Consider the following 26,321-nt stretch of genomic DNA (forward strand, 5'->3'; position numbering starts at 1 on the left):
TGCTAACTACTATATTAAATCTAGGCAATCACAAAGATGTCAGCATTTGTTAGTCCCAGGTTAGGCGAGAGGGTTGCTAGTTGTGCTTGACTTACTCCACCTTTCCCATCAGCATCGAAGAACAAACCGCCGGTATTGCGATTGTAGATAAAGCGATCGCTACTATCCGCAGCCGCAGAACCAATAACAAATTGAGCCGCAGAAATTGCCTTTCCGGCAACAAGTCCGCCACCAAAACCAGCTTTGGAAACTTGGATAGTATCATCCATAACTGAAAAATCTGTGATTTTGTCTATGCCTTGAGTCTTAGTGTTAAAGTAAAAAATATCCTTACCAGAGCCACCAGTCAACACATCTGCACCAACATCACCCACAAGAGTATCGTTTCCTGCACCACCAATTAAGGTATCATTACCAAGCTTACCAAGCAGATTATCATTTCCTCCAGCACCATCAAGCGTATTGCTTGCGGAGTTACCCGTCATCGTGTTGTTTGTTGAAGTGCCGTAAGCGCTAACCGCACCAGAAAACATCACGAGGTTTTCTACATTGGCATCCATTACGAAGGAGGTAGCTGTAGAGTGATAAGTATCTGTACCTTCCCCTGCATTTTCTGTGCCGTAATCCAATGAATTATCAACAATAAAGATGTCGTTACCAAATCCACCTACTAAAGTATCACTGCCAGCGCTACCGTCAAGCGTGTCATTTCCATGACCGCCTTCGAGACGATTATTAACACTATTACCAGTAATTTTATTATCACTAGCGTTACCTGTACCATTGATAGCACTAGTACCTATCAGTATCAGGTTCTCAAAGTTATCTCCTAAAGTCCAATTTGAATAGGACCGCACTGTATCGATACCTGCGTACAATCCTTCTTTTAATACTGGCGCAGGAGGATCGTAATCATTTTCGTAAACCTCAATAACGTATGTGTCATCACCTGCGCCCCCCTCTAGAATGTCGCCACCGTGCCAACCAGTAGCAACTAGAGTGTCGTTGCCATCCTCGCCATAAAGTTTATCTTGCTGCCCGAAATGGTCGTTACTGCCATCGAGAGTATCATTACCAGTACCGCCATAGAGGGTATCATAGCCACTCCAACCTGTTAGCGAATCATTGCCAGCATAGCCATACAGCGTATTGTTAAGATTATTCCCTGTAATAGTGTTATTTAGACTATTTCCTATACCTATAAGCGCATCACTCGTAACAGTGGTGGTATGATTCGCTAGAATTAAGTTTTCTACATTTGCATACAAAGTGTAGGAAGTGATGTAAGACTCTACAGTATCCTTACCTTGCTCCGCATTCTCGATAATTGTATCGCTAGTATCTCCATTATTAAAAATTACATAGTAATCGTCACCTGTTCCACCGATCAGAGTATCGCTACCTGCTCCACCCCACATCCAATCGTTACCTGCTTCACCCCAAGCAACATCGTTGCCATTATCACCATAAAAGACGTCATAACCATCACGACCCAGCATCGTGTCATTGCCATCCTCACCATAAATCCAGTCATCTCCTGTACCCGCATCAATGATGTCATCGCCTCCGTTGCCATGAATCGTGTCGTTGCCTGCATAGCCAAAGATGGAAATATCAGCAAAGTCTGTGCCCGTTAAGGAATCATTACTATCTGTGCCGTAAATTGCCATGAAAAATTACCTCTTGTAGATTTTTCAAAAATCTATAGCGTCACAACATTAAGAGAAAAGTTTATGAATGAAAAACCTTTTAACTTCTGAAATATTTGATTTATTACAACTCAGTAATGCTCAGAAATTGTTAAAGTCCAACCGCTTTTACTGGCTTGTAGGTACAACTTACACAGCTTCAAAAGTAAATAGTTATCTCACTAAATAAAATAAAACCATTGCGGAGTTTTTACAGTTAGAAAAAGTTAGAAGAAGTTAGTACCTTTAGAAAATTAATTATTAAATAAATATAAAAAATAACATATTACAGTAGTCCTAGATAGAATATGAACATAAGTCGTACATGAAAGCTTTATTAAAGATAAAAGTTTGTTGCTGCATGACCAACTCGAATAAATACTTCACTACAGCGAAGGAGTTGCACAGTAGATAGAATTTCCGTACAAACTGCTTAGCTTGTAACCAAATGTCCTCAATAGGGTTTTGTTCAGGAGCATAAGGCGCTAACTGCACACAGGTGATCCACCAACATTCAGGTGCCAACCCTTGATTAACTTGGGCAAGAAATTCTCGGAATCGTAGGGAACGGTGGTAGCTGACACCATCTCAAACGATGAGCAGCCGCGTTTGTCCTCATCCAAGAACAGCACCCGCACCTGTCCTGCCGCAATTTGGTCGTGCCACAGCAGCAAATCTATGATTTGTTGTTTTTTTTGGGCGATTTGTTGCTCATTTTTTTTGGGATTGACCGATTGCGACTTTTTCCAACTCAATCCTGCTTGGTGCAATAAGTCGTAGTAACTTTGCTTCGATTGAAACACCACCCTATACTTGTCTTCAAGGTGTTCGATTACTTCTTCGAGTTGCCAACAACTGCGAGTGCGCAACCAACTCAGGACTTCTTGTTTGTGTTGCTGGCTTAAATAGCCTTGGGTTCCCCAATACCCCAACTACAATCCCTTGACCCCTCGCTGCTCATAAATTCTCTGCCACTTGCTGATGAATCCGAGCGAAATATGCAACACTTGTTGTATCTGACGGTACGTGTTAATCCTTGTGTACCATTTCGACTGCCAACGCACGTTTGAGCGCTTTTGGTGGTGGGTTACTTTGAATGAAATCAGCTAGGCTATCCATCATCTCCAGAACAATGCACCCTACAATTAGCCTAGACCATCCTCGTTTAGTTCACATCCTATTTGGGATTACTGTATTAATTTCCTTTTTAATCGGTAACGCAAGTGATATCAATTGAAGTTCAATTGTCTCAAGTTATCAAAGCCAAGCAAGATATCGGTATTTTAAATAACTTTGAATAGGATAAAAGTATCGTCTTGTAGCAACAATCTTGCCTCTAGTTAACAAATTGCTAACTCTTACAACGATTGTGCCAGTTCAAAATTCTGACATGGGTTAATTCAGTACGATCGCTTATGAAATAATGTTTTTTATTTAAAAAATGCTACATTTATAGTGATTTTTTCAGTATAAATACTGAAAAATATTTAGATGCATATTTTCCCCAACTTACCCCTACTGTCTAAAAACTTGAGGAATCAGGGAGCGATCGCGGATGGACGCAGAAGAGGCACTACGCTTATTGGATAAACTTTTGCAACAGCAAAGACTGACTGACGTGCAGGAACTTATACTACGCCTGACATGGCAAAAATTAACTTATGCAGAGATTGCAGAAAGAACTAATTATGAACCTGATTACATAAAGTTCCTTGGCTTTCAATTGTGGCAGCTACTTTCAACAGCACTAGGAGAGAAAGTAACCAAGAGTAATTTTAAGTCGGTTTTAAGACGAAAAGCAGAAGAATTTAAGATAGTAGATGATTCTACATCTCATCAAGTAAAACAAGCGATTAGTCCTGAAAATCATCCGCAAGCGATCGCACGCAAATACCAAGACTGGCAAAAAGCAATCGATGTTTCTGGATTCTACGGGCGCACTCCAGAAATTGCTACACTTCAACGCTGGATAGTCGAGGATCGGTGTCGGTTAGTCACACTCGTCGGTATAGGTGGGATCGGTAAAACTGCTTTATCAGTGAAAGTTGCACAAAGCGTGCAAGACTGCTTTGAGTTTACCATCTGGCGCAGTCTCCGCGACGCTCCATCGCTGAATGCATTATTGACAGTGCTGATCAAATTTATTTCCCAACAGCAGGAAGTTCATTTACCAGATACAGTAGGTGGTAGAATTTCACGATTGATTGAATACTTGCAGGCTTTGCGTTGTTTACTCATTCTCGATAATTTTGAAACAATCTTCAGCAGCAACCAACGCGCGGGGAGCTACCGCCCAGGCTATGAAGAGTACAGCGAATTAGTGCAACAAATCGGTGAAGTACCACATCAAAGCTGTTTATTACTAACCAGTCGCGAAAAGCCTGCGGAAGTCGCTGCCCTTGAAGGCGAAACTCTTCCGGTGAGAACATTACAACTTGGAGGATTGCACACACCTGCGGGACAGGAGATCTTACTATCCAAAGGGCTTTCGGGTTCGGTGGACGAGACTGAGAAATTGATTGAATCTTACCGAGGAAATCCACTCGCGCTCAAGATTGCCGCAACTTCAATTTTAGATTTATTTGATGGTAGCATTGCGGATTTTCTCCAGCAAGGAACGATTGTTTTCAATGGAATTCGCAATTTATTAGCACGCCAAATTCAACGGCTAGCACCTTTAGAAGCACAAATTATGTACTGGCTAGCGATTAATCGCGAACCCGTTTCAGCTGCACAGTTGCAAGCAGATATTGTGCCTGCGGTATCGCGATCGCAGATCGTCGAAACTTTAGAATCATTAAGTTGGCGATCGCTTATCGAAAAAAATACCGCAGGATTCACGCAACAACCTGTTGTCATGGAATACATGATCGATCAACTGATTAAACAGGTTTGTACAGAAATTACAACAGGTACAATTCAATTTTTCAATCGTTACGCGCTGATGAAAGCGACAGCCAAAGACTACATCCGAGACAGCCAAATTCGCGTAATTGTAGCGCCAATTTTAGCCAACTTACACGCGCAGTTTCAAGCTTCCGCCGCAATTGAACAGCAATTACAACGAATGATCGCGCTTTTACGAACCGAATTTACTACTCCAGGGTACGGCGGCGGTAACACAATTAATCTGTTACGTCAGTTGCAAGTTGATTTTAGCGATTATGACTTTTCTGGTTTAACGATTTGGCAAGCATATCTTGTGGGAGTGAACTTGCATCGAGTTAATTTTGCAAATGCTCATTTTGCCCAATCAACTTTTACCGCAGCTTTAGTTAATACCCTCTGGGTCGAATTTAGTCATAATGCTAAACTCATTGTGACGAGTAATGCTAATGGTAGTGTTCGCGTGTGGAATGCCGCAGACGATCAACACCTACGTAGCTACGAAGGACATATTGGTTGGGTGTGGATGGTGACTTTTAGCCCCGATGGTACAATGCTTGCCAGTTGCGGCGACGATGGCAAAACTCTCGCGAGTGGCAGTCACAACGAAACAATTCGGCTGTGGGATGTTACAAAGGTAACGTGTTTATGTACTATACGATCGCCTTATCCTTACGAAGCAACGAACATCACGAATATTCAGAGTTAAACTCGCGCCAATACTGCATCACTCAAGCGCCTTGAAGCTATCGAAACCTAAAAGAGTCAAGGCTTCAATTAAATGCGATCGCCTCCAGCGCTGCACAATCGCATTTACTTATACTCCTGTTTAACACCGCTAATCACACTTTCGCTTGCTGAGTTCTTCACATTTTGTTACAAAGGTAGGAAGACGTTCCGTAAAGCTTAAAACGTTATGTTGTTTGGCGGACTTAGTGGTTTAACCAATCCTACTGGCACTGACTGGGGAGAGCGGATGCTCAACACAGTTGCCAGCCAAACGATTCGCCATTTATTCACCCGTAGCGAATCGGTAGAAGTCGCTGTCCGCTGTTATCCCTCTAGTAAATTGTTGCAAGGTAGTATTGACAGCTTCAAAATGAGCGGTCGCGGTTTAGTGATTCGTAAAGACTTTTATGTCGAAGAAATGTCGTTTGAAACCGATGCGGTGGCGATTGACTTTAGCTCGGTTCTCGGCGGTAAACTCACGCTCAAACAACCTACGCAAGCGGTTGCGCAAGTTACCTTAACTGAAGATGGCATTAATAATGCTTTCAACGCTGAACTTGTCAAAAAACGCCTTCAAAATCTTTCTCTACCAGGCTTAGCCGATATTTCCGGTGGTGAGTCAATTTCTTTCAGCGATGTTCAAGTCCAACTATTACCAGAAAACGAAGTCAAAATTGCCGCTAAAGCAGATATCAGTAACGGCGAACTCGTACCAATTAGCCTAAAAGCAACTTTAGCAGTAGAACGACGCCGACGTGTCGCTTTTCAAAACCCCCAATTTGAAGCTCAAGACATTCCCGAAGCGCAACGGGAGCTTTCGCAAACTTTAACTAATGCTCTGGCAGAAATTTTGAATAACATGGTTGACCTAGATCGCTTTGACTTAGATGGCGTTATGATGCGGATCAACCGTTTAGAAACTCAAGGTCAAAAACTCATCTTCAGCGGCTACGCCCAAATTGATCGCATTCCTGGGAATGCCTAGTTGACTTGCCTTGAGTTATTTGAGTTTATTTAGTTGCACTTCCTCGATTAGGTAGTTGTGGAGCGATCTTAAGAATAAAATAACTGGATCGAGTTATCAATTATGATGATAGTTCGAGATGCCACCCACAACGATATTCCTGCTATTGCCAAAGTTCATGTAGATACTTGGCGAACAACCTATCGAAGGATTGTGTCAGCCGAGCATTTGGCGAACCTGTCATATGAGCGCAGAGCAAACGCTTGGTATGATATCTTCAACCAAGCCTCAGAAGACGGTAACTTTACTTATGTTGCTGAGAATGAATCTGGCGAGATTGTCGGCTTTGCCAATGGAGGAGCAGAGTGTACAGGCGATCCAATATACAAGGGTGAATTGACTGCCATTTACATTCGACAAAGCTATCAGCGAAAAGGTTGCGGCGCTCAGGCATTAAATCAATGTTAGTGTGGGTTCTCGCCGATAATCCCGCGTGCCAATTTTATGCTGTACTTGGAGGAAAACGAGTCCGCGAACAAGAGCTTGAAATTGGCGGAAAATCGCTAATCGAGGTAGCTTATGGTTGGATAGATACGGCAAATCTGACAAGCATAGTTATTGGGTAGTTATCGTTAGACAAAGTACTTTTAAATTGTTGATAGAGCGATCGCATAAAGTAAACATCTTGTTAGATTATTGAATAGTCCGCCAGAATTTGAGGGGCGGGGGCAAATCCAGGCTTTTGAGGTTGATACAACAAGCCCGATTCCGAGAGAGAAGATCAGGAAGAACGTTGGTTTACGGGGTTAGGAGGGCAAGCTCTGAATTCACGACAGTAGCCGAAATTATAGTCTGTAAGTGTTTTAGTTGAAGAGAAATGGTTGGAGCGCGCAACAAAGCAAGGTCATCTTGCCTAAACTGTAAAAGAATTCAACAATGAGGTGCAGACCATGCTTAGAAAAATTGCACTGCTTGGTGAATATACGCCTACGTTTCAACCCCACATCGCAACGAACGCAGCAATCAACCACTCATCTAACAAATTAGGAATTAGTATCGAAGGAGTTTGGGTTTCGACTGATGATATAGATAATTCTATCTTCAACACTTACGCTGGAATTTGGGTCGCGCCTGGTAGTCCATATAAAAATATGGATAAAACGCTTTGGGCAATCCGCTACGCCCGTGAAAATGCTGTTCCCTGCTTTGGTACTTGTGGCGGTTTCCAGCACCAAATTGTTGAATATGCTCGCAACGTTTTAGGATTTCAGGATGCACAACACGCGGAATATGACCCGTATGCATCTAGCCTGTTTATTTCAAAGCTTGACTGTTCTTTAGCAGGGCGTGAAATGTCATTAACTTTTGCAGCAGATTCTTTAGTTGCAGAGATTTATGGTTCGCGAACGGCAACTGAGCAGTACTATTGCAATTTCGGTGTCAATCCTGAATTTGTTTCACTGATTAGTAGCGATCAGTTAAAAGTGACTGGCTCAGATAACGAAGGGGAAGTGCGTGTTATTGAGCTTCCCACGCATCCCTTTTTTATAGGAACCTTGTTTGTCCCGCAGGCACGATCGACGGCTGAAGTGCCTCACCCTTTAGTTACAGCGTTTTTGAAAGCAGTTGCAGTCAATACACACTATGACAGAGGTCAGGGTGCCTAAGAGCAGAGGAGCAGAGGAGCAGAGGAGAAATACTACATAAGGATACCTCCACAACTTTGCTATGGCTCCTCCTCACCCTTTTTCTACCGTCCTACACCAACATAGTAGAATCCAGCTTGCTGTAATTTTTCACGATCGAGGAAGTTACGACCATCAATCATGACAGGATTGTTCATCAAGCTTGCCATTTTCTCGTAATCGAGATTTTGGAACTGTTTCCAGTCGGTCACTAAAACTAAAGCATCACAACCATCTGCAAGGCGCTCAGGGTCGGTTTCAACCATTACGCCAGAAAGACCATGACGCATTCCGCTTTGGGACACAATGGGATCGTAGGCTTTGACTTTGGTTCCTAGACGATTGAGATGCTCGATTAAGTTGAGTGCTGGTGCATCGCGCATATCATCGGTATCCGGTTTAAAGGTTAAGCCGAGTAAGCCGACGGTTTTACCCTTAAGGATTTTGAGAACCTGTTGGAGTTTTTCAACTCCAATCAACCGTTGGCGCTGATTGACGCTGACAGCAGCTTTAAGCAGGTGCGCTTCATAGCCATAGTCATCCGCAGTATGAATTAAGGCTGAGACATCTTTCGGGAAACAGGAACCACCCCAACCGATACCAGCTTGTAGGAATTTATTACCAATGCGCGAGTCAAGCCCAATACCTTTAGCAACTTGCGTGACATCCGCACCAACGCGATCGCAAATATTCGCGACTTCGTTGATAAAACTAATTTTAGTTGCCAAGAATGCATTCGCTGCGTACTTGATCATCTCCGCCGAACTGAGATCAGTCACCACGATTGGCACTGGTGGGAGCGACTTCTCTTCAGCAAACTGGCGCTCGACAATTGGGGTGTACAGTTCCTGCATCATCGCGATCGCTTTCGGATTATTGCTACCGAGTACAATGCGATCGGGGTTAAAGGTGTCATAAACTGCTGATCCTTCGCGCAGAAACTCTGGGTTGCTGACGATATCAAACTCAGCTATTTGTGTTGGGGGAAACTCTTCTTTAACATTACCCGCAGCAACAGGAACTTTTTCGGTTTGGCGTTCGGCAATGCCATCGAGTACGAGCATGCGCACCCAGTCACCCGAACCAATTGGTACTGTCGATTTGTTGACGATTACTTTGTAGCCACCGTTGAGATGCGCGCCGATTCCACGAGCTACTGCTTCTACATAGCGGGTGTCGCTTTCGCCGGTTGGTAAGGGAGGTGTTCCCACAGCAATAAAGAGAATTTCTCCGTGGTTCACACCTGCGCCCAAATCGGTTGTGAACTCAATTTTTTTTGCCGCGATCGCCGACTGCATAATTTCTGACAGTCCTGGTTCAAAAATCGGTGACTGTCCGGCTTTCATCAACTTAACTTTTTCTTCGTTATTATCGACACAGATGACGTCATGCCCAATATGAGCTAGGCAAGCACCAGTCACTAAGCCGACGTATCCAGTACCAATTACGCAAACACGCATATTTTATCGATCCTCAGTTATGTTGTACAGGTGGTTAAAGTAGCTAAAACTTAGAGTTATTTCAGAGTTTTAGGTTTACAGGTTTTAGCGTTCTTACAATAACCCTGACCCCCAATCCCTGACCTTCTGACCTCTAAGCCCCCTACTTTGCTATCTTGCTAGCTTCGAGTGGTTGCTCGCTTTGAATTCGAGACCGAAAATCTTCTATAGTGAGCTTTAAACCCTCTTGCAGTGGTACTGTAGGTTCCCAGTTCAACCAAGTTTTGGCGCGGGTAATGTCAGGACGGCGACGGCGAGGGTCGTCGGAAGGTAAAGGCTCAAACTTAATTTCTGCCTCTGGATTGACTAGCTGCTGCACCGCAGTTGCTAGCTCTAGAATTGTGTATTCATCTGGGTTGCCCAAGTTAACAGGACCGATATGCTCGTTGTTCATTAACCGCATTAGTCCTTCTACCAGATCGGAAACGTAGCAGAAACTACGCGTTTGTGAACCATCTCCATACACTGTTAAGGGATTGCCTCGGAGCGCTTGCGCGACAAAGTTACTGACGACTCGACCATCGTTTTCTAACATTCGCGGACCGTAGGTATTGAAGATTCGAGCCACACGAATATCAACGTCATTTTGGCGATGATAGTCAAACGAGAGCGTTTCAGCAATTCGCTTACCTTCGTCGTAGCACGAGCGGATTCCGATGGGATTAACGTTTCCACGGTAATCCTCTGTTTGCGGATGAACTTCGGGATCGCCGTAGATTTCTGATGTGGAAGCTAATAAAAAGCGGGCTTTGACTCGTTTAGCTAAACCCAGCATATTGAGCGTACCCATGACGCTGGTTTTAACAGTCTTGACTGGATTGTACTGATAGTGAACTGGAGATGCAGGACAAGCAAGATGATAGATCTGGTCTACTTCTAACCGAATCGCTTCAGTGATGTCATGGCGAATCAATTCAAAATAAGGATGATCCAGCCATTTGAGGATATTACGCTTGTGACCGGTGTAGAAGTTATCAAGACAAATGACCTCGTGTCCTTCGACCATCAACCGATCAATAAGATGGGAACCGACAAAACCAGCACCACCCGTAACCAAAATTCTCATAGTCTGCTAGTAACTTAGATTAAGTATATTTAACCAGCGATCGCGCTTTTGTCTAAGGTAACTTGCCTTAAGGCAGTGGTAAAGAGGCAACACCAAATTAATCTGATGACCTCCTCTTGCTTTTTCGGCATAATTACTGTATCTCGCTCGCAGATGACAATATTTTTCTGGATTCAATTAACTTTGGCGAAAGCAAACTGAGCACCAATTTAACTAAATTAAATAGCAAGCTATCAAATTTGCAAATAGCAACACAGCATAATAGCGTACAATTCACTAAATCTTTAATAAAATCTTAGAGATTTTATCGTACCTTATACCATTTCACTCAATAAAAACGACAAATCATTTCTCCTCTGCCCCTCTGCTCACGCCAGTCGCCGCAAAGGGGTAAACCCTACAGTCGGTTTGCTCAACGGAGGACACCTCCGCACGCAACCGACCTCCCCCACGGCGCAGGCTCCTGAAGCTGCCTATTTGTAGCAACTTCAAAGTGAAATGGTATGACTATCTTTCTAACTTTGTACGGTTGGAGCGTTGGAGAAATTGCTCTCGAATCACAGCAGCATTACTTTTTTGCGGTTCTCCGAGTAAGACAATTGACCCTGAAAGTTGCGCGACTAACTGCGACGTCAAGTCACTAATAGCTAAGCCGCCAGCACTCGTGCGACGTTGAATCGAGCGCAAGACAACTAAATCATAATTTTTAGCTGCGGTGGTAATCGCTTGTGCCACGTTTTCGTGGGGGACAACTTCAACAACAGGAGCTTGCGGTAAAGCAAGTTTAGACAACAGTAGCTCGATATTTGATTTATTCCAGGCAATGCTACTAGGTTTAATGCGGCGATCGCAAACGTTTAGCAAAGTCACCTGCGCTCCAATTGCTGTCGCGAGTAGTAAGGCAAAACGCAACGGTCGCAATGCTTCTGGCGTAAAGTTTTGCACAGGAACGAGAATGCGTTGAATTTTAGTAGGAGATTCGAGCAGGCGCGTCACGGCAACCGGACAATGCGACGCCCACAATACACTATCAATCACATTACCAAACAAGCGAGCGCGAAAACCAGTGCGTTTACCCCAGCCCATAACAATTAAATTAGCGTTTTGTTCGCGGCTAGCCCGCGTAATGCCAAGCGCGATCGCATCGTCAATCCGTAGCACAGATTCGGCAGTGACTCCCAAGTCGTGACTCAGCGCAGTTGCTTTATCCAACAGTGCATCAGCTTTTGCCATAGCACTTTCCAACTGTGGTGCATCCATATGGGCAGGTCCAGTAGCGATCGCCAGTGGAACAAGCCGCCCTTGTGCTTGACGGGCAATTAACGCCGCCATTTCAATCAAATATTGCTCTGTATCAGGATTGTAGACCGGAACAACCACGGTCAAAGGCTTTTCAGTGTCTGTAGTATCCAAATACAATGGCTTTGCTGCGTCTGGAGTGACACTCACAGTAGACGTCATCAAACCGACTGCTACTCGACTCGTTAGCAATGGTCCTAAAGTAGCTGTGACGAGCATTAAAACAATTACGCTATTGAGCATACCTTCATTCAGTAATCCGGCGCGATAGCCAACTAGCGTTGCAGCTAAAGTCGCTCCCACCTGCGGTACTGACAAGGACCACATTGTGAGTGTTTCTAGCCAGTTGTAGCGATACATCAACTTTGCGAGAAAAGCGGCGATAAATTTGCTGCTAATTAAACCAATAACAATTGCCAGCGTTAGCCAAATATTACTAATACTGGCAACAAAAGCCGGAATATTGATTAACAAACCTAAATCGACAAAAAAGATGGGAATAAACAGTACACTGCCAACAAAGACAACTTTCTCTTTAACAGGTCCTTCCCCAACAACGTCATTGACTGCTAATCCTGCAAGAAACGCGCCGACGATTTTTTCAACTCCAATTAGCTGCGCGCCTACTGCTGCTAGAAATACCGCTAGCAAAACAAAGAGAAATTGCTTTCCCTCCTCATCACCCGATCGCCGGAAAAACTCTTTTCCTGCCCAATCAAAGCCGATTAAAACCGCAGCCGAATACAGAAATAATGACCCTAGTAAAGTAATCAAACTCAGTGCAGTAAACTCTCCAGCATGGATCGCTACGCAAACAGCTAATACTAAAAGTGCGCCGATATCTGTAAAAATTGTGGCACCAATAGTAACCGTAACTGCTTCGTTGTTAATGACTCCCAAGCGGCTAATAATTGGATACGCCAGCAGCGTATGCGAAGCAAATAGCGAACCAATTAAAATTGATGCGTTCCAGCCAAAGCCAAAAATTCGCCCAACGAGTGTTCCAACAATCAGCGGTACTAAAAATGTAAAAGTCCCAAACCCTAATGATTTATTGCGTGTTTGCCGGAACTGCTCCATGTCAACTTCCAGTCCAGCGACAAACATGAGGTAAACTAAACCAATATTAGATAGTAACCTAATTGTTGGCTGTTCAGTTTGAAATAAGTTTAAAACATTAGGTCCAAGTAAAACTCCCGCAAGCAGCAACCCAACCAAACCTGGTAGCCGCAGCCGTTCAAAGATAATTGGTACGACAAGAATGACTATTAGTAAAATCACAAAAGGAACGATTGGCTCTTTTGTGAGAACTTCGGAAGCCGGTTCCACTGCAAGGACGTGAAGGAATGACATAGATAGCACTGAGGAGAAAAGCTAGGGGATGTCGTGTAGTTAGCCTGTTAGCATCTACAAGAGCAAGGAAGACAACAAAGGCAACGAAAACTTGATAATTTCCCTACTTCAAATTGCGATCCCGCTTTCTGAAATTGTATGTTGAATTGACCAAAAGCGGTCAGGATGACGCTGCCTTCCAACTAAAGTCAGAGATGCTCAAACCAAGTGTACCTTCGTACACTAAGACAAAGCTTTTTCCTCTGACCGATTTTATGGATGGATTTGGCTGAGAACGACTTTCAAGCGGTCGTAGTCATCCTTGAGTAATACACTTAAAGTTCTCCCCGCCTTGACTAACCATTCGCGGTCAGCTTTGCGTAATTGGTAAACTTCACGAATCGCCGCAGCTGTCAGCGCTTCTACGGGCGCACCGTTAACTTGCAGCAAAGTTCTTAAAAAATCTAACTGTTCGGAAAAAGCAACAATCGTTTGAGGTTCGCAATGATAAACAGCTTGATGGATCTGCGGTGGGCGGGGTGGTAAATACTGATAAAAACGTTGTTGCGATCGCGCCGCAATTGGTCGCTCAAATCCCACGATCGCCGCTCTAAACTCTGTCTTGAGCATTGCGAAGATTTGCGGTTGTTGTTCGCGCAAGTCTTGTAACGATAAACCTAATGCTCTTGCGCGATGAATCGAGTCAATCGGCATCGTTGTGGCATAATACACTACCGCGTAGACTTGATTACCCGATTCTTCATCAACAGATTTTACCCAACTGCCAAACGGCGGCATGACAGGAAAGCTCAAGTCTTCGGGTTCTAGACACTGCGCCAAAAATTCGGTTGTTGAGGTTTCAATCACCTCAGCAATATGATTCGGAGCGCGATCGCCTGTGGCAAATTGTGGTAAAGGAAGGCGCATACGAGGGGTCGGAGGTCAGAGGTCGGGGGTCAGAGAGGAAAGGCACTACCTTGCCTGTAGGAGGTTAGGGCTTATTTAGCTTTTTTGCGTCCAGTTTCTACAGGTTCGAGTTCTGAGAGGTTGAAAGTAACTAGCTTATCCCAGTTACCTCCCTCAAACAGCACCGCCGCTTTACCATCACTCACGCGCTGGACTAGCCCTTGAAAACGGTAGTAAGTATCGTTGGGATTTGTGACGCGTACAGCAGTTCCAGGCAGAATCATCGCTTATCTCTCGTTATGTTTTGCTTCTAATAGCTTACTAAAAACGCCTGCTCCCAGACGATCGTCTATATTCGTTTTTGACTCAATTTCCATCCAAAATCTTTATGCTACAGTTTCAACCTCCAGGCTTTGGTCAAGGAGTTGTACAAACATCATTGGGGTTAATGGTCTACTACACTCCTGTTGATACGATATGGGCATCTACTGCATTCCGGCAAGATGAAACGACACCATCTTTAGTGTTTTTACATAACTTTGGTGGCGGGGCTTCTGCTTATGAGTGGTCTAAAGTATACCCTGCGTTTGCGAATGACTATCGAGTTTTAGCACCCGATTTAATCGGTTGGGGTCAATCGACGCATCCTGTGCGGAGTTATCAAATCGATGACTATCTGACAACGATCGCCGAATTTATGCAAAAAACTTGCCCTGAGCGGGCGATCGCTGTTGCCTCTTCGTTAACCGCAGCATTGGTGATTCGCCTTGCGGTTCAACAACCGAATTTATTTCAATCGCTGGTTCTTGTTTGCCCTTCTGGGTTTGACGATTTTGGACAAGGCGCAGGACGTCGATTACCACTACAACTGATTGGTACACCGCTCTTAAACGATTTAATTTACACTGTCGGCGCACAAAATGAAATTGCCGTCCGCAACTTTTTGCAGCAATTTCTCTTTGCCAAACCCGACCGCGTGACGGAAGAAATGGTAGCCGCTTACTTAACGTCGGCACAACAACCTAATGCCAAATACGCCGCGCTTGCCTTTTTACAAGGAGAGCTTTACTTTGATTTAGCACGGTATATCCCACAGCTAAACGTGCCCACTGTCATCCTTTGGGGAGAAGCTGCACAATTTACATCGCTCGATCTCGGAAGACGACTTGCGCAATTAAACCCGCAGGCGATTCGTGAATTTCAAGCGATCGCATCCACAGGTGTCTTACCGCATTTGGAAACACCTGAAATTGTCATTGGTCTGTTACAACTCTATCTTCGGACACTCGCTGCCTAATGTGTTGTAAGTTACAAAAGATCTGTGGATACTAAAGCAACTAATTTGTCAACCGTACGTCATTATTTCTTAGCAGGCAGTGGGGAATATTGCTTTAAAAAGAGCAATATTTACGCTTTTTCACGCTTAAATTAACTCGTTTCTGGCATTAGTTAATTATAGGAACCTTCATTTCCTGCTAATGTCTACTCATTCTAGATAGCTACCAAATCTTTTTCGGAGAGTCCTTGACAATGTCTACTTTCAAGCACTGGCAATCGGGAACCGCTGGACTAATGGCTTTGGGGATAACCATTGGTGCCGTTGCTCCGCTTGTAACACCTGCGCCATCGTTTGCGCAAGCGTCTACTTTTGCTGATGTTCCAGCTAACTATTGGGCGACTCCCTTTATTGCAGAACTCGCCAGCAGAAACATTATTGCTGGGTTTCCTGATAATAGTTTCCGACCAGAAGAGCCAGTGACACGCGCTCAATTTGCGGCGATGGTGAGTCGGGCTTTTCCACGCGCAGGGCAAAGACCCGCAGTACAATTCACCGACGTACCATCAAACTTTTGGGGTGCAGCAGCGATTCAGCAAGCTTACACAACGGGCTTTCTAGCAGGCTATCCTGGCAATCGTTTTGAACCGAATCAAAATATTCCCCGCGAGCAAGTTTTAGTTTCGCTGGCTAACGGTCTTAACTACACTGCAACTAACGACGTTAACAGCGTCTTAAGTCAATTTTATGCTGACGCGAACGCTGTTTCTAGCTACGCTCGCGCGCCGATCGCTGCCGCAACTGAGCGCCGGATTGTCGTAAATTATCCGAATGTTCAGTTTCTCAATCCAACACAAACGGCAACACGTGCAGATGTTGCAGCATTCATTTACCAAGCTTTAGCAAGTGCAGGGCAAGTCGCCGCAGTGAATTCACCGTATGTTGTCGGGCAAGCACAGCAACCAACAGCACCCGCAACTGTTACAATTCCTAGCGGCACAAGTCTTCCAGTACGCTACGACCAAGCCGAAAGAATTTTAGTCACGCGCGAAGAAACTGCGCCTTTAACGCTGACAGTCGCACAGAACATTATTACGCGCGATGGTACAGTATTGATTCCTTCGGGTAGCCAAGTTGTTGGCGAACTGCGACCAGCGGAAGGAGGTTCGCAATTTGTTGCCCGCGAGTTAGTCTTGGCTAGCGGTCAGCGTTATCAGTTTGATGCGACTTCAGAAGTGATTACTCGTACTGAACGCGTGCGTCGCGGCGCGAATGCAGGTCGAATTGTGCGCAATGCGGCATTAGGTGCTGCTGCTGCTGCTGCCATTTCTGCGGTCACTGGAGACCGCGCGATCGCAACTGAAGAAGTTCTTGGCGGTGCTGGTGTTGGTGCTTTACTCGGCTTATTCTTAGGTAGAGACAGCGTTGACCTTGTTGCGATCGATCCGGAAACCGACTTACAAGTAACACTCGGGTCGGATTTAGTGTTGACTCCTGGTGCTACACAGCAACAACCACAGTAATGAGCAGGGGTCAGGGATCAGAGATCAGAACTAAAAGCTAGAATCAGCATCTCTTCAATTGCTAATGTAACCTGCGATTGTGATTTGTGCTTTCGAGCGGTTAGCAATTAGCTAACCGCTTTTTTTTATTACTGGTAGCCAGACAACAAATGTCGTTCCAGGATTATTAACGGCTGAGTGAGTAAAGTGCTTGGCGGGGCTGAAAACTTGAATTCTACCTTGCATTTGTTCGACTAAATCTTTCGCGATCGCAAGTCCCAAACCTGTGCCAGGAATTTGTGATGCGGCTTGCACACCCCGATAATGTCGCTCAAACATATGCTCTAAATCTTGCGCTGGAATTCCTGGACCAGTATCACTGATCGCAATACCTTGAAAATCTTCTTTTGGTTCCACTTGAATATAAATTTGTCCTCCAGCTGGCGTGTACTTTAAAGCGTTATCGAGTAGATTACTGAAGACTTCTCTTAAAGCTACGCGATTAGCATAGACTAAGGGCAAATCGGCAGGAATGTCTGACTGAACATTTAAATTACGTTCTTGCGCGATCGCATTAGCGCTAGCTAGCAGCGGTTCGAGAATATCAACAACCGAACATGGTTCTATATTTTCGCCAACATTTGGTAAAAGCACTAAAGGTTTTGTGACTGGTTCAACTGTTCTTTCTAGAACCAAAGGAGTGACCGACAAAGACTTTTCGGGATCAGGTTCGGTTTGTGGCGTTAGCTCAATAATTCGGTCAAATTGTTTGAGTAATTCTTGGATGCGATCGCTTTCTCTGACGATATTTTCTGCCACTTTACGATTTGTATCACCTGGAACAAAGCGCTTAATTAAAAGTTTGCCAAATGTCCGCAACGCTGTTAACGGGTTACGCAACTGATGCAATAAGTTATCGAGCAAATCGCGTTGCGTCTGCATCAAAGATTGCTGTTGAGTAAGCTGCTGTTCGTACCACTCGCGACGTTTGTCGAGTACTCTTGCTAGTGCCAGTGTTTGCGCAACGTGTTCAATTTCATGACGTTCGCGTTCATTCCAGGGTTTATGCTCTCGATTTGTCACGAGCAACCCCATGAAAATGTTGTCATGCATCAAGGGCAAAACAATTTGCGTGCTAGGTAACAAATTGTAGTCATGCGCCGCTGTATCTTCTGTGCGATCTGTATCTGACATATGTGGAAATACAGCGTCTGATGGTGCAAAGCTTTGTGTATCAGATAGCAGCGGTAGTAAACTATTCTTAAGTTTTGGGACAAGTGTTAAAGCTGTTGCCGCTTGCCAAGCAGCTGTTTCTGGATAAACAACTATCGGAATTAACTTTGTTTGTGATTCCCCTTCTTCTCGCAGTTCTTCGGTTAGGTACACAACACTTAAGGATGCTCCTAAACTTTGGGTGAGTAAAGCAACCTGCGATCGACATAGCGCAACTAACTCAGAACTGGCAGACATCAATAAATTACTCTATAACGCGAATCGCTTGTTAAGATTGGTAACTGGTAATTGGTAACTATATTCATCAACTTATTACCCATTACCTATTACCTTTTCATTATGGCGACATAATAACTATTTAAAAATTATAAAGTTACTACTTGACTCAATCTGGAGTTATAAATTTTAAGATCATCCCACCTGAGCTAAGCTCAACAACTTTGTATCAAAACCTTAACAAAAGTTGATTTTTCAATCTCAATCTCATATACTGACGACGGCTTTTGTAACCATGACTACAATATGCAGCTTGAAAGAGGAGGGAAAGAGGTTGGCAAGGAGACGGAAGCGCAAAAGTCGTCGTCGCCAAGAAGGACGCCGAATCCTCGAACACGTTGCCCAATTTAGCATCGAAAGTGGTGAAGATAAACCTGTGACAGCCGCGCGAAAATTCATTCAAGCGGAGGGGATTTTACCACCGGCGCTGCTACTAGTAAAACGGAACGAACATACGACAGACCGTTATTTTTGGGCAGAAAAAGGTCTATTCGGGGCACAATACGTGGAAGAGAACCATTTTTTGTTTCCCAGTTTGAGAACGTTAGAATCTCCAGAACAAGACAGCCTAGCTGTTCGCAAATGAATACAGCTGTTGACTCGATGGATGGTAAGCTCGTTAGCAATTGCGAAAAAAGACTTTCGTGCAAAGCTAGCTAGTATTTGCCAAATATCAGAGCAAAGCATTTTTGATTTTTACCCCACTCAAGACCGGAAATCTAGGTGGGGTATTTTATTGCAGTAATAAGCTTTACTCACAAGGCTTTAACTTGAGCGATCGCTGTAGCTCGATTAGCTCGTCTCTATGAGCAACAACTGTAATCTGGCTTTGTAACTCATGCGGTAGCTTGTCTGTCTGATTGGAAAGCTTGAGCAAAACTTGCTCTGGACGAGCAGCTTTTTTCCAATAAAACACGCCAGCCATAGGAGATAGTAGCACTAAACCAAGGAAGATGGAACTCAAGTTCGGGAAGAGTAAAGACCAGACAAGTGCTAAACACAAAATTCCGATCGCTGCAAGCGACGTTAAAAATATTGCTAAGAAAATGCTCGGCTTGACAAATCCCTCGTATGTAACTTGATTTCGTACTGAATCAACGGTAGATAGGCGATATGAACGGCGAGCAAAATACTGCTGTAATTGCTCTAGCAAAGAGGTTTCCTCTTGTTCAGAGACAAGAGTAACTTCTTGCGTACGATCTTTGACCGATGCTCGAATAAAGAAAAATAGCCCGACTGCTAGTAGCAAAGTCAGTACCAACGTAGAAGCAAGAGATGTAACACTCATCATTTGTCGTTACAGTGTGCAACGTTTTATTTTAATTATTGATGATTTGTTACACGCATACCACTATTCGCATATCCTTGCCATAAGCGTGCTAATTCTTGAGCCTGCGGCAACCAATCAGGATTGATTTGATACATCCTGCGCGGACGTCCGCGACCTTCTACTTTGCGCCAGTAGCCAGTAATAGCCTTTTCATCTTCAAGAAATTTGAGAGCGCTGTACAAAACAGTGTCAGAAAGGCGGTATAGAGGATATTCGGTCTCTAAACGTTGAATTAACTCTGTTCCATAAGACTCAGCTTCTAGCAATACTGACAATACATAACATACGGCTAATTCTTGGCATAAATAAGTTGGAGGAGGGTTTTGAAAAAACTCATAGATTTCATGAATTTTCATTTTTTTTAAACCGCTTAATGCGCCTAGGGCTAAATTCAAGTATCACGACAGGTAGCTATCATAAAAACTATTTATGTCCTCATTGCCAATCGACTGAAATGCCAGTTACCTACTGGCTATTTGAAAGACGCACACCGTTTAGTAATTCTATACTCTTAATTTGTTTTTGTCTGCGAAATTTTATGAATAGAAGACTTAATTTTGTTGAATGCTATTAAGTGTGTATCTGTGACCAGCAAGTTGACATAACTAACTATGAATAACTTTCAAAAATGATATTTATTTTCTGCATACGAAGGAAAATATTCAGCAAAAAACAAAGAGCATTCAGTCCTTAGCTATGGCTATAAAAACTTAACTTTAATATACTCATAAGGTAGGTTTACTAAACTATTTATTTTATTGATAAAGAAAAAGTGCTTGGAGAATCAGAAATTAATTATAAATAATTTTAGTTTTAAATCTTGTAAAGTAGAGTGCAAGCAAGATGAAACAATTGTAAAGAAAAAACTTAACCAGAGAAAAAAGGTAAAACAAGTGAAAAGCTATTTTATTTATTACTTAACTAATCGGAGGAATTGGTAAATCAATGACAAAGCTACCCAATAAATTCACGGCTTACCTGAACAAACGATAATTGACTTTTCGTCATGCTCGTCCAACTTCATACTTAGTGCGCTGTCAGGAGCGCAAGCAAATGTGATAAGAATCTAGTTATAGGTACCGCTACTTGAGACTAGAACGATGGTTAACAAGTCAGATTCTTCGCTGCCTTCAGGGTTGCAACGAATTGCGATCGCATTTCGGCTAGCTGGCTGGCTTAGCTTTTGGACTCAGTTAGTTCTAGCGGTAGTTTCTGCGGTTGTGTTGCTGTCGGCGAGTGTAAGTCGCGATACGGCACCGAATGCGCAACAAAGTCCAGGGACAGGGGTTGGTATCGTTTTAGCCGTCAGTGGATTAGTCACGTTAGGCTTAGGCATTTACTTAGCGTTTCGCTACACGCGCATTGGGAATCGCTTGCTTTCGGCAAATACGACGAATCGCCCGCGTAAGGCAGATACAGTTCAAATTCTGCGCTTAGGATTGATTGTGAACTTGGTTGGAATGCTATTAACAATCTTAGGAGCGCAGGCGATCGCAGGTACACTACTACTAAGATCTTTTGCTTTACCGCAAACAGGTTTAGGCGCAGCGATTTACAATCCTCAACAACTCATTCGCCCGTTAGATATATTAGTAGTTCAGGCAAATACGAACACGGTAGCGGCTCATTTTGCAGGACTCGTTGCTTCGCTCTTTCTCTTAGCACGCATCAATAAAAACTAGTCCAAATCGCGGCAGAATAGGCATAAGCGTTGTATTCTGTTGTATTGGCAAGAACAGGAATAAGTCTGTGCTGGATATTAAGCAGATTCGAGAAAATCCATCATTCGTACAAGAAAGGTTGCAAAGCCGTGGAAACTATGATTTGCAACCGCTATTAACATTGGATCGGCAACAAAGAGAACTTGAAGCGAAGCGATCGCACTTACAAGCCCGCAGTAACGAAATTGGTAAACTTGTCGGACAAAAAATCAAAGCAGGTAGCGATCCGCAAAGCGCAGAGATTCAAAGTTTGCGTCAAGAAGGAAACGATCTCAAAAACCAAATCGGCGAACTCGAACCACAAGAAAGAGAAATTAAGTCGCAATTAGAAGCTTTGTTGTTGACAATACCTAATTTACCGAGCGAATCAACTCCGCTGGGTAACAGCGAAGAAGATAATGTTGAAGTACGACGTTGGGGCGATGAGTATCTTCCGCAAAATTCCGATATTTTACCGCATTGGGAAATTGGCGAACATTTGGGAATTTTAAATTTTGAGCGATCGGTAAAAGTTGCCCAAAGTCGTTTTGTGACATTAATTGGTGCAGGTGCAGCGTTAGAAAGAGCGTTAATTCATTTTATGCTCGACCGCCAAATTGCAGCAGGTTATACAGAAGTTTTACCACCAATTCTAATTAATACTCAATCGCTGACAGCATCAGGTCAATTGCCAAAGTTTGCCGAAGAAAGTTTCAAATGTGCAGCAGATGATTTATGGTTAAGTCCAACCGCAGAAGTTCCCATTACTAACCTTTATCGCGAAGAAATCCTTGCGGCTGAAGATTTACCAATAAATCACTGTGCGTATACTCCTTGCTTTAGAAGAGAAGCAGGAAGTTATGGAAGAGATACACGCGGTTTAATTCGCCTACATCAATTTAATAAGGTCGAACTTTACAAATTAGTTCATCCTGAGACTTCAGAACACGAGCATCAAAAATTAGTCGCAAATGCTGAAGCGATTTTACAAGAATTGAAGCTACCGTATCGCGTTCTAGAATTGTGTACAGGTGACTTAGGCTTCTCGGCGGCAAAGACGTATGATTTAGAAGTTTGGCTACCTTCGGCAAACAAATATCGCGAAATCTCTAGCTGTTCTAACTGTCGAGATTTTCAAGCCCGACGCGGCGGAATTCGCTTTAAAGAAAGTGGCAAAAAAGGCACGCAATTTGTCCACACACTCAACGGTTCAGGGTTAGCAGTAGGGCGTACAATGGCGGCAATTTTGGAGAACTACCAACAGCCTGACAAAACCGTACGCATCCCCGAAGCACTGCAACCTTATCTCAGGCAAGAGGTCTTAACTAAAACAACGTCTTAAAATAAAGAAATGTGTAAATGATAAATAGAGTATATCTATGTCAGTTTTGGCAGCGATCGCAGTTTTAGCGCTATTGATCGTGGTACATGAACTGGGACACTTTATTGCAGCAAGGTCTCAAGGTATCCACGTTAACCGTTTCTCGCTGGGCTTTGGTCCGGTTTTGTTAAAGTACCAGGGAAAGGAAACTGAGTATGCTGTCAGGGCATTTCCTTTAGGTGGGTATGTCGGATTTCCTGATGACGATCCCGATAGCAAAATTCCGCCGAACGATCCTAATTTATTGCGCAACCGTCCTGTCCTCGATCGCGCAATTGTCATTAGTGCAGGTGTTATTGCTAACTTGATCTTTGCCTATTTATTGCTCGTCGTCCAGATTGGTACCGTTGGCGCGCCGCAACTTAATTTTGAGCCTGGCGTTTTAGTTCCGGCGGTTGTTACCGAACAAACGAGTGTAGCTGCCCAAGCTGGTATCAAGCCAGGGGACATTATTATCAGTGTAGATGGGAAAGAATTACCCGCTTCGCAAGAAGCACTACCTTATCTACGCCAGGTGATTCAACAACACCCGAATCAATCGTTACCACTGACAATTCAACGCAACGACGAAACCATTTCGTTGAACGTGACACCCGAAGCGGGTGAAGATGGTCAAGGGCGCATCGGCGTACAGTTAGCGCCTAATGGTAAAGTCGAGCGTCAGCGTGCAAGTAATATCATAGAAGCGTTTACGACAGGTGCGACTGAATTTCAGCGGATTGTCGTTTTGACAGGGCAAGGTTTTGTTCAGTTAATCAGTAACTTTAGTCAAACCGCCGATCAAGTCGCTGGCCCTGTAAAAATTGTAGAAATTGGTGCAAGTATTGCCCAATCGGATGCAGGAAACTTATTTCAATTTGCAGCGTTAATCAGCGTTAACCTGGCTTTGATTAATATTCTGCCGCTACCTGCGTTAGATGGCGGACAACTCGCGTTTTTACTTATTGAAGGCTTGCGTGGTAAGCCTCTACCTACCCATATTCAAGACGGAGTCATGCAAACAGGACTCATGCTATTGTTAGGGTTAGGTATCTTCTTAATTGTGCGCGATACTGCTAACCTTGAGTGGGTGCAGAATTTGTTCTAGTGAGTATTGTTCGTAAATTGGCAAGTAAAAAGCAACGGGCGCTGGAAATTCTGAATCGCTTGAAGCGATTGTATCCAGAAGCCCCTTGTACGTTAAATTATGCGACGCCGGTGCAACTTTTGGTAGCGACGATTCTCTCTGCGCAGTGTACTGATGAACGCGTGAATCAAGTGACACCAGAGTTGTTTCGGCGGTTCCCCGATGCAGTGGCGATCGCGAATGCCGATCTTACTGAGATAGAAACGATAATTCGTCCCACAGGTTTCTATCGTAACAAGGCAAAAAACATTCAAGCGGCTTGTCGCATCTTGGTGCAAGAGTACGGTGGTAACGTGCCAGCGCGGATGGAAAAATTGTTAACGTTGCCAGGAGTTGCGCGCAAAACAGCTAATGTTGTTCTCGCTCATGCTTATGATATCCATGTTGGAGTAACAGTAGATACTCATGTCAAGCGGTTATCGTATCGCTTAGGATTAACGAAGCATACCGATCCGCTGCATATTGAGCGTGACTTGATGCGCTTATTACCTCAAGAAGACTGGGAAAACTGGTCGATTCGATTAATTTATCACGGTCGGGCAATTTGCAAAGCCCGAAATCCTTTGTGTGACGCTTGTGTGCTAGCTGACTTATGTCCATCTGCTAATCTTCTAAATCCGCCGCAGCAAGAATTACCTTCAGTTTTGCCCGCACAAACTCCCGCTACTTAGTCGCCTCAATCTATTTGTAGGTGTTTGAGTTTTAAATCATCTTACGAATTGGCAGTGAATTGCTTTTGCTAACGCTGATGTGGTAGCTTACAAAAGAAGCTCTAAAGCAATTAACAACGAGATGTTTCGGCACAAAGTTCGTTATACTGTTACGCCACCTCCTGCCTACGTTTAATCGGGCAGGAAACTATCAAGTAGACTAAAGTTCAATTGGCTCGTTGCAGTCTGTCATAGCCTTGGGCTAAATTTTTATACTTTTATCCTGCCCTGACCAAAACCGTTAATTGACGTTCTGAAACAAGGGTAGGTTTTTAATGAATTATAATAACGCCCCAGAGGGCGCTAATTTTGGGTTGCTGATGATTATGGTTTCAGCAATCTTGTGGGGGACGGTTGGCGTATTTGTTCAGACTATCTATACATTGTCTGAAAGTAATTCCTTCTCAATTGGATTCTTGCGGTTAGCGATTTCGCTACCTGTGTTATTTCTTGCTTGTGCGCGTACTTTAGGATGGCAAATGTTACAAATTGCCAAACGCGATTTGGCGTTGATGCTGCTAACTGGAGCAATGACAGCGTTCTACCAAGTCTGTTACTTTACATCTATTAGCTACATCGGTGTGGCAGCTGCTACGCTCATCACACTTTGTACTGCGCCTGTTTGGGTTGCCCTACTTGCTTCACTAATACTGCATGAGCGGTTTACGCTGGGAATACTTTTGGCAGGTTTGTGTGCGCTTGGAGGAACATCACTGCTAGTTAATATTCAACCTGAACAGATTGCCGTGCGCTCGCAAATTTTAGGAGTTGGTTTAGCCCTCGGTTCAGCATTGGCATATGCATCAGTGACGCTATGTAGTCGATTACTATCAAGACGCTATCATCCCCTTCAATCACTCACAGTCAGCTTCTTTGCTGGAGCAGTTTTCCTTTTACCGATCGCGTTAATAACTGGGTTGGTGCTTCAATACCCTTTCGTCGGTTGGATAGCTCTGTTGTATTTAGGCATTGTCACAACTGCCTTCGCTTACGTGCTATATTTCAGCGGGATACGTCATACACCCGCTACAGTTGCTAGCATTGCTACCCTACTTGAGCCGTTAACTTCAACGATTTTGGCATGGTGGCTATTGGGTGAAAATTTGGGTACTTCGGGCATTATCGGAGGTGTCTTGTTGTTGATCGCGATTGGAATACTTTATTGGGACTTGCGTTGGAACCAACGTCATTCTAGAAGAAACTAAAAGGTTGAGAATACAAGTTTTGCGGTAGCACCATTGATTAGGAGGCGATCGCGCTTGTGCAAGCTCAATAATTAATTTAATGCAGTTGGTATACTCAAATCGCCAGCACTCGTTGAATTAACTTGATGAATGTGTTCCGAATTGCTACTTGAATTGTTGTCAATCCACTGCAAAAAGTTAGAATAGAGAATGCTGTCTTTAATTCAGGAAACTGTACATGGCTAAAAAAAGTATGATTGAGCGCGAGAAAAAGCGCCAGAAACTTGTAACAAAGTATGCGCAAAAGCGGGAAGCGTTAATTGAGCAGTTTGAACAAGCAACTTCACAACGCGAGAAGTTAGAAATTCATCGCCAAATTCAACAGCTACCACGCAATAGCGCACCAACACGCTTGCATAACCGCTGCTGGGTTACGGGGCGTCCTAGAGGAGTCTATCGGGATTTTGGTCTATCTCGCCACGTATTGCGCGAATGGGCACACCAAGGATTACTTCCTGGAGTTGTCAAATCTAGCTGGTAATAGCAAAG

Annotated in this window: 24 protein-coding genes; 14 read left to right on the plus strand and 10 right to left on the minus strand. The window is 43.9% G+C overall.

What is annotated here, in order from left to right; all coding sequences use genetic code 11:
- Positions 1-20 precede the first annotated feature (20 nt).
- Positions 21-1,670 (minus strand): calcium-binding protein, encoded by a 1,650-nt coding sequence (locus GLO7428_RS29105; RefSeq protein WP_015189721.1) that lies wholly within the window; start codon positions 1,668-1,670, stop codon positions 21-23.
- Positions 1,671-2,173: 503 nt separating this feature from the next.
- The gene (locus GLO7428_RS16545; RefSeq protein ID WP_041918664.1) at positions 2,174-2,620 is read right to left on the minus strand and encodes a winged helix-turn-helix domain-containing protein; all 447 of its coding nucleotides are present in this window, start codon (positions 2,618-2,620) and stop codon (positions 2,174-2,176) included.
- A 623-nt stretch (positions 2,621-3,243) separates the two neighbouring features.
- Between GLO7428_RS16545 and GLO7428_RS16550 the strand changes: the two genes are divergently transcribed.
- The 5 genes from GLO7428_RS16550 to GLO7428_RS16565 all read left to right on the plus strand — a co-directional run bounded on the left by GLO7428_RS16550 (position 3,244) and on the right by GLO7428_RS16565 (position 7,934).
- Positions 3,244-5,283, plus strand: a complete 2,040-nt coding sequence (locus tag GLO7428_RS16550) for an NB-ARC domain-containing protein (protein WP_015189722.1) — start codon at positions 3,244-3,246, stop codon at positions 5,281-5,283.
- Positions 5,284-5,490: 207 nt separating this feature from the next.
- Entirely contained in the window at positions 5,491-6,288 is a 798-nt protein-coding gene (locus GLO7428_RS16555; RefSeq protein WP_015189723.1) for a DUF2993 domain-containing protein, read from the plus strand.
- 102 nt (positions 6,289-6,390) lie between these two features.
- Positions 6,391-6,735, plus strand: coding sequence for a GNAT family N-acetyltransferase (locus tag GLO7428_RS16560; RefSeq protein WP_196797380.1), 345 nt, complete (start codon positions 6,391-6,393; stop codon positions 6,733-6,735).
- The gene (locus GLO7428_RS28590; protein WP_196797381.1) at positions 6,729-6,893 is read left to right on the plus strand and encodes a hypothetical protein; all 165 of its coding nucleotides are present in this window, start codon (positions 6,729-6,731) and stop codon (positions 6,891-6,893) included. Before GLO7428_RS16560 ends, GLO7428_RS28590 begins: the two co-directional genes overlap by 7 nt.
- 324 nt (positions 6,894-7,217) lie before the next feature.
- Entirely contained in the window at positions 7,218-7,934 is a 717-nt protein-coding gene (locus GLO7428_RS16565; protein WP_015189724.1) for a CTP synthase, read from the plus strand.
- A gap of 83 nt (positions 7,935-8,017) precedes the next feature.
- Here GLO7428_RS16565 and GLO7428_RS16570 read toward each other — a convergent pair whose 3' ends face one another.
- The 5 genes from GLO7428_RS16570 to GLO7428_RS16590 all read right to left on the minus strand — a co-directional run bounded on the left by GLO7428_RS16570 (position 8,018) and on the right by GLO7428_RS16590 (position 14,338).
- On the minus strand, positions 8,018-9,412 hold the full coding sequence (locus GLO7428_RS16570; RefSeq protein WP_015189725.1) for a UDP-glucose/GDP-mannose dehydrogenase family protein: 1,395 nt from the start codon (positions 9,410-9,412) through the stop codon (positions 8,018-8,020).
- A gap of 142 nt (positions 9,413-9,554) precedes the next feature.
- Positions 9,555-10,517 (minus strand): UDP-glucuronic acid decarboxylase family protein, encoded by a 963-nt coding sequence (locus tag GLO7428_RS16575; RefSeq protein WP_015189726.1) that lies wholly within the window; start codon positions 10,515-10,517, stop codon positions 9,555-9,557.
- A 507-nt stretch (positions 10,518-11,024) separates the two neighbouring features.
- Positions 11,025-13,169 (minus strand): cation:proton antiporter, encoded by a 2,145-nt coding sequence (locus tag GLO7428_RS16580; protein ID WP_015189727.1) that lies wholly within the window; start codon positions 13,167-13,169, stop codon positions 11,025-11,027.
- A 252-nt stretch (positions 13,170-13,421) separates the two neighbouring features.
- Positions 13,422-14,075, minus strand: a complete 654-nt coding sequence (locus tag GLO7428_RS16585) for an HAS-barrel domain-containing protein (RefSeq protein WP_015189728.1) — start codon at positions 14,073-14,075, stop codon at positions 13,422-13,424.
- 71 nt (positions 14,076-14,146) lie between these two features.
- A complete protein-coding gene (locus GLO7428_RS16590; protein WP_015189729.1) occupies positions 14,147-14,338 on the minus strand; it encodes an NAD(P)H dehydrogenase subunit NdhS in 192 nt (63 codons plus the stop codon).
- A gap of 104 nt (positions 14,339-14,442) precedes the next feature.
- On the opposite strand from GLO7428_RS16590, the gene GLO7428_RS16595 reads away from it, so the two are divergent.
- Both GLO7428_RS16595 and GLO7428_RS16600 read left to right on the plus strand, forming a co-directional pair.
- Positions 14,443-15,351 (plus strand): alpha/beta fold hydrolase, encoded by a 909-nt coding sequence (locus tag GLO7428_RS16595; protein WP_015189730.1) that lies wholly within the window; start codon positions 14,443-14,445, stop codon positions 15,349-15,351.
- A gap of 233 nt (positions 15,352-15,584) precedes the next feature.
- A complete protein-coding gene (locus GLO7428_RS16600; RefSeq protein WP_015189731.1) occupies positions 15,585-16,853 on the plus strand; it encodes an S-layer homology domain-containing protein in 1,269 nt (422 codons plus the stop codon).
- Between the two features lie 111 nt (positions 16,854-16,964).
- Here GLO7428_RS16600 and GLO7428_RS16605 read toward each other — a convergent pair whose 3' ends face one another.
- The gene (locus GLO7428_RS16605; protein ID WP_015189732.1) at positions 16,965-18,302 is read right to left on the minus strand and encodes a sensor histidine kinase KdpD; all 1,338 of its coding nucleotides are present in this window, start codon (positions 18,300-18,302) and stop codon (positions 16,965-16,967) included.
- A gap of 313 nt (positions 18,303-18,615) precedes the next feature.
- Between GLO7428_RS16605 and GLO7428_RS16610 the strand changes: the two genes are divergently transcribed.
- Positions 18,616-18,927 carry a DUF3155 domain-containing protein gene (locus GLO7428_RS16610; RefSeq protein WP_041918665.1) on the plus strand — a complete coding sequence of 104 codons (312 nt, stop codon included), beginning with the start codon at positions 18,616-18,618 and terminating at the stop codon, positions 18,925-18,927.
- 165 nt (positions 18,928-19,092) lie between these two features.
- On the opposite strand, the gene GLO7428_RS16615 is transcribed toward GLO7428_RS16610, so the two are convergent.
- Positions 19,093-19,632, minus strand: a complete 540-nt coding sequence (locus GLO7428_RS16615) for a cofactor assembly of complex C subunit B (RefSeq protein WP_015189734.1) — start codon at positions 19,630-19,632, stop codon at positions 19,093-19,095.
- Between the two features lie 32 nt (positions 19,633-19,664).
- Positions 19,665-20,027, minus strand: a complete 363-nt coding sequence (locus GLO7428_RS16620) for a PadR family transcriptional regulator (RefSeq protein ID WP_015189735.1) — start codon at positions 20,025-20,027, stop codon at positions 19,665-19,667.
- A gap of 744 nt (positions 20,028-20,771) precedes the next feature.
- Between GLO7428_RS16620 and GLO7428_RS16625 the strand changes: the two genes are divergently transcribed.
- From GLO7428_RS16625 to rpsN, 6 genes are all read left to right on the plus strand, one after another.
- Complete coding sequence (locus tag GLO7428_RS16625) at positions 20,772-21,353, plus strand: DUF3611 family protein (protein WP_015189736.1); 582 nt, start codon at positions 20,772-20,774, stop codon at positions 21,351-21,353.
- 67 nt (positions 21,354-21,420) lie between these two features.
- Positions 21,421-22,713, plus strand: coding sequence for a serine--tRNA ligase (serS, locus tag GLO7428_RS16630; protein WP_015189737.1), 1,293 nt, complete (start codon positions 21,421-21,423; stop codon positions 22,711-22,713).
- 37 nt (positions 22,714-22,750) lie between these two features.
- Positions 22,751-23,839, plus strand: coding sequence for an RIP metalloprotease RseP (gene rseP / locus GLO7428_RS16635; protein WP_015189738.1), 1,089 nt, complete (start codon positions 22,751-22,753; stop codon positions 23,837-23,839).
- Complete coding sequence (gene nth / locus GLO7428_RS16640) at positions 23,839-24,549, plus strand: endonuclease III (RefSeq protein ID WP_041919242.1); 711 nt, start codon at positions 23,839-23,841, stop codon at positions 24,547-24,549. The genes rseP and nth overlap by 1 nt, the downstream gene beginning before the upstream one ends.
- A 314-nt stretch (positions 24,550-24,863) precedes the next feature.
- A complete protein-coding gene (locus GLO7428_RS16645) occupies positions 24,864-25,793 on the plus strand; it encodes a DMT family transporter (RefSeq protein WP_015189740.1) in 930 nt (309 codons plus the stop codon).
- 217 nt (positions 25,794-26,010) lie between these two features.
- The gene (gene rpsN / locus GLO7428_RS16650) at positions 26,011-26,313 is read left to right on the plus strand and encodes a 30S ribosomal protein S14 (RefSeq protein WP_015189741.1); all 303 of its coding nucleotides are present in this window, start codon (positions 26,011-26,013) and stop codon (positions 26,311-26,313) included.
- The last annotated feature ends 8 nt before the right edge of the window (positions 26,314-26,321 follow it).

Source organism: Gloeocapsa sp. PCC 7428 (assembly GCF_000317555.1).
In the GTDB taxonomy this organism is placed as follows: Bacteria; Cyanobacteriota; Cyanobacteriia; order Cyanobacteriales; family Chroococcidiopsidaceae; genus Chroogloeocystis.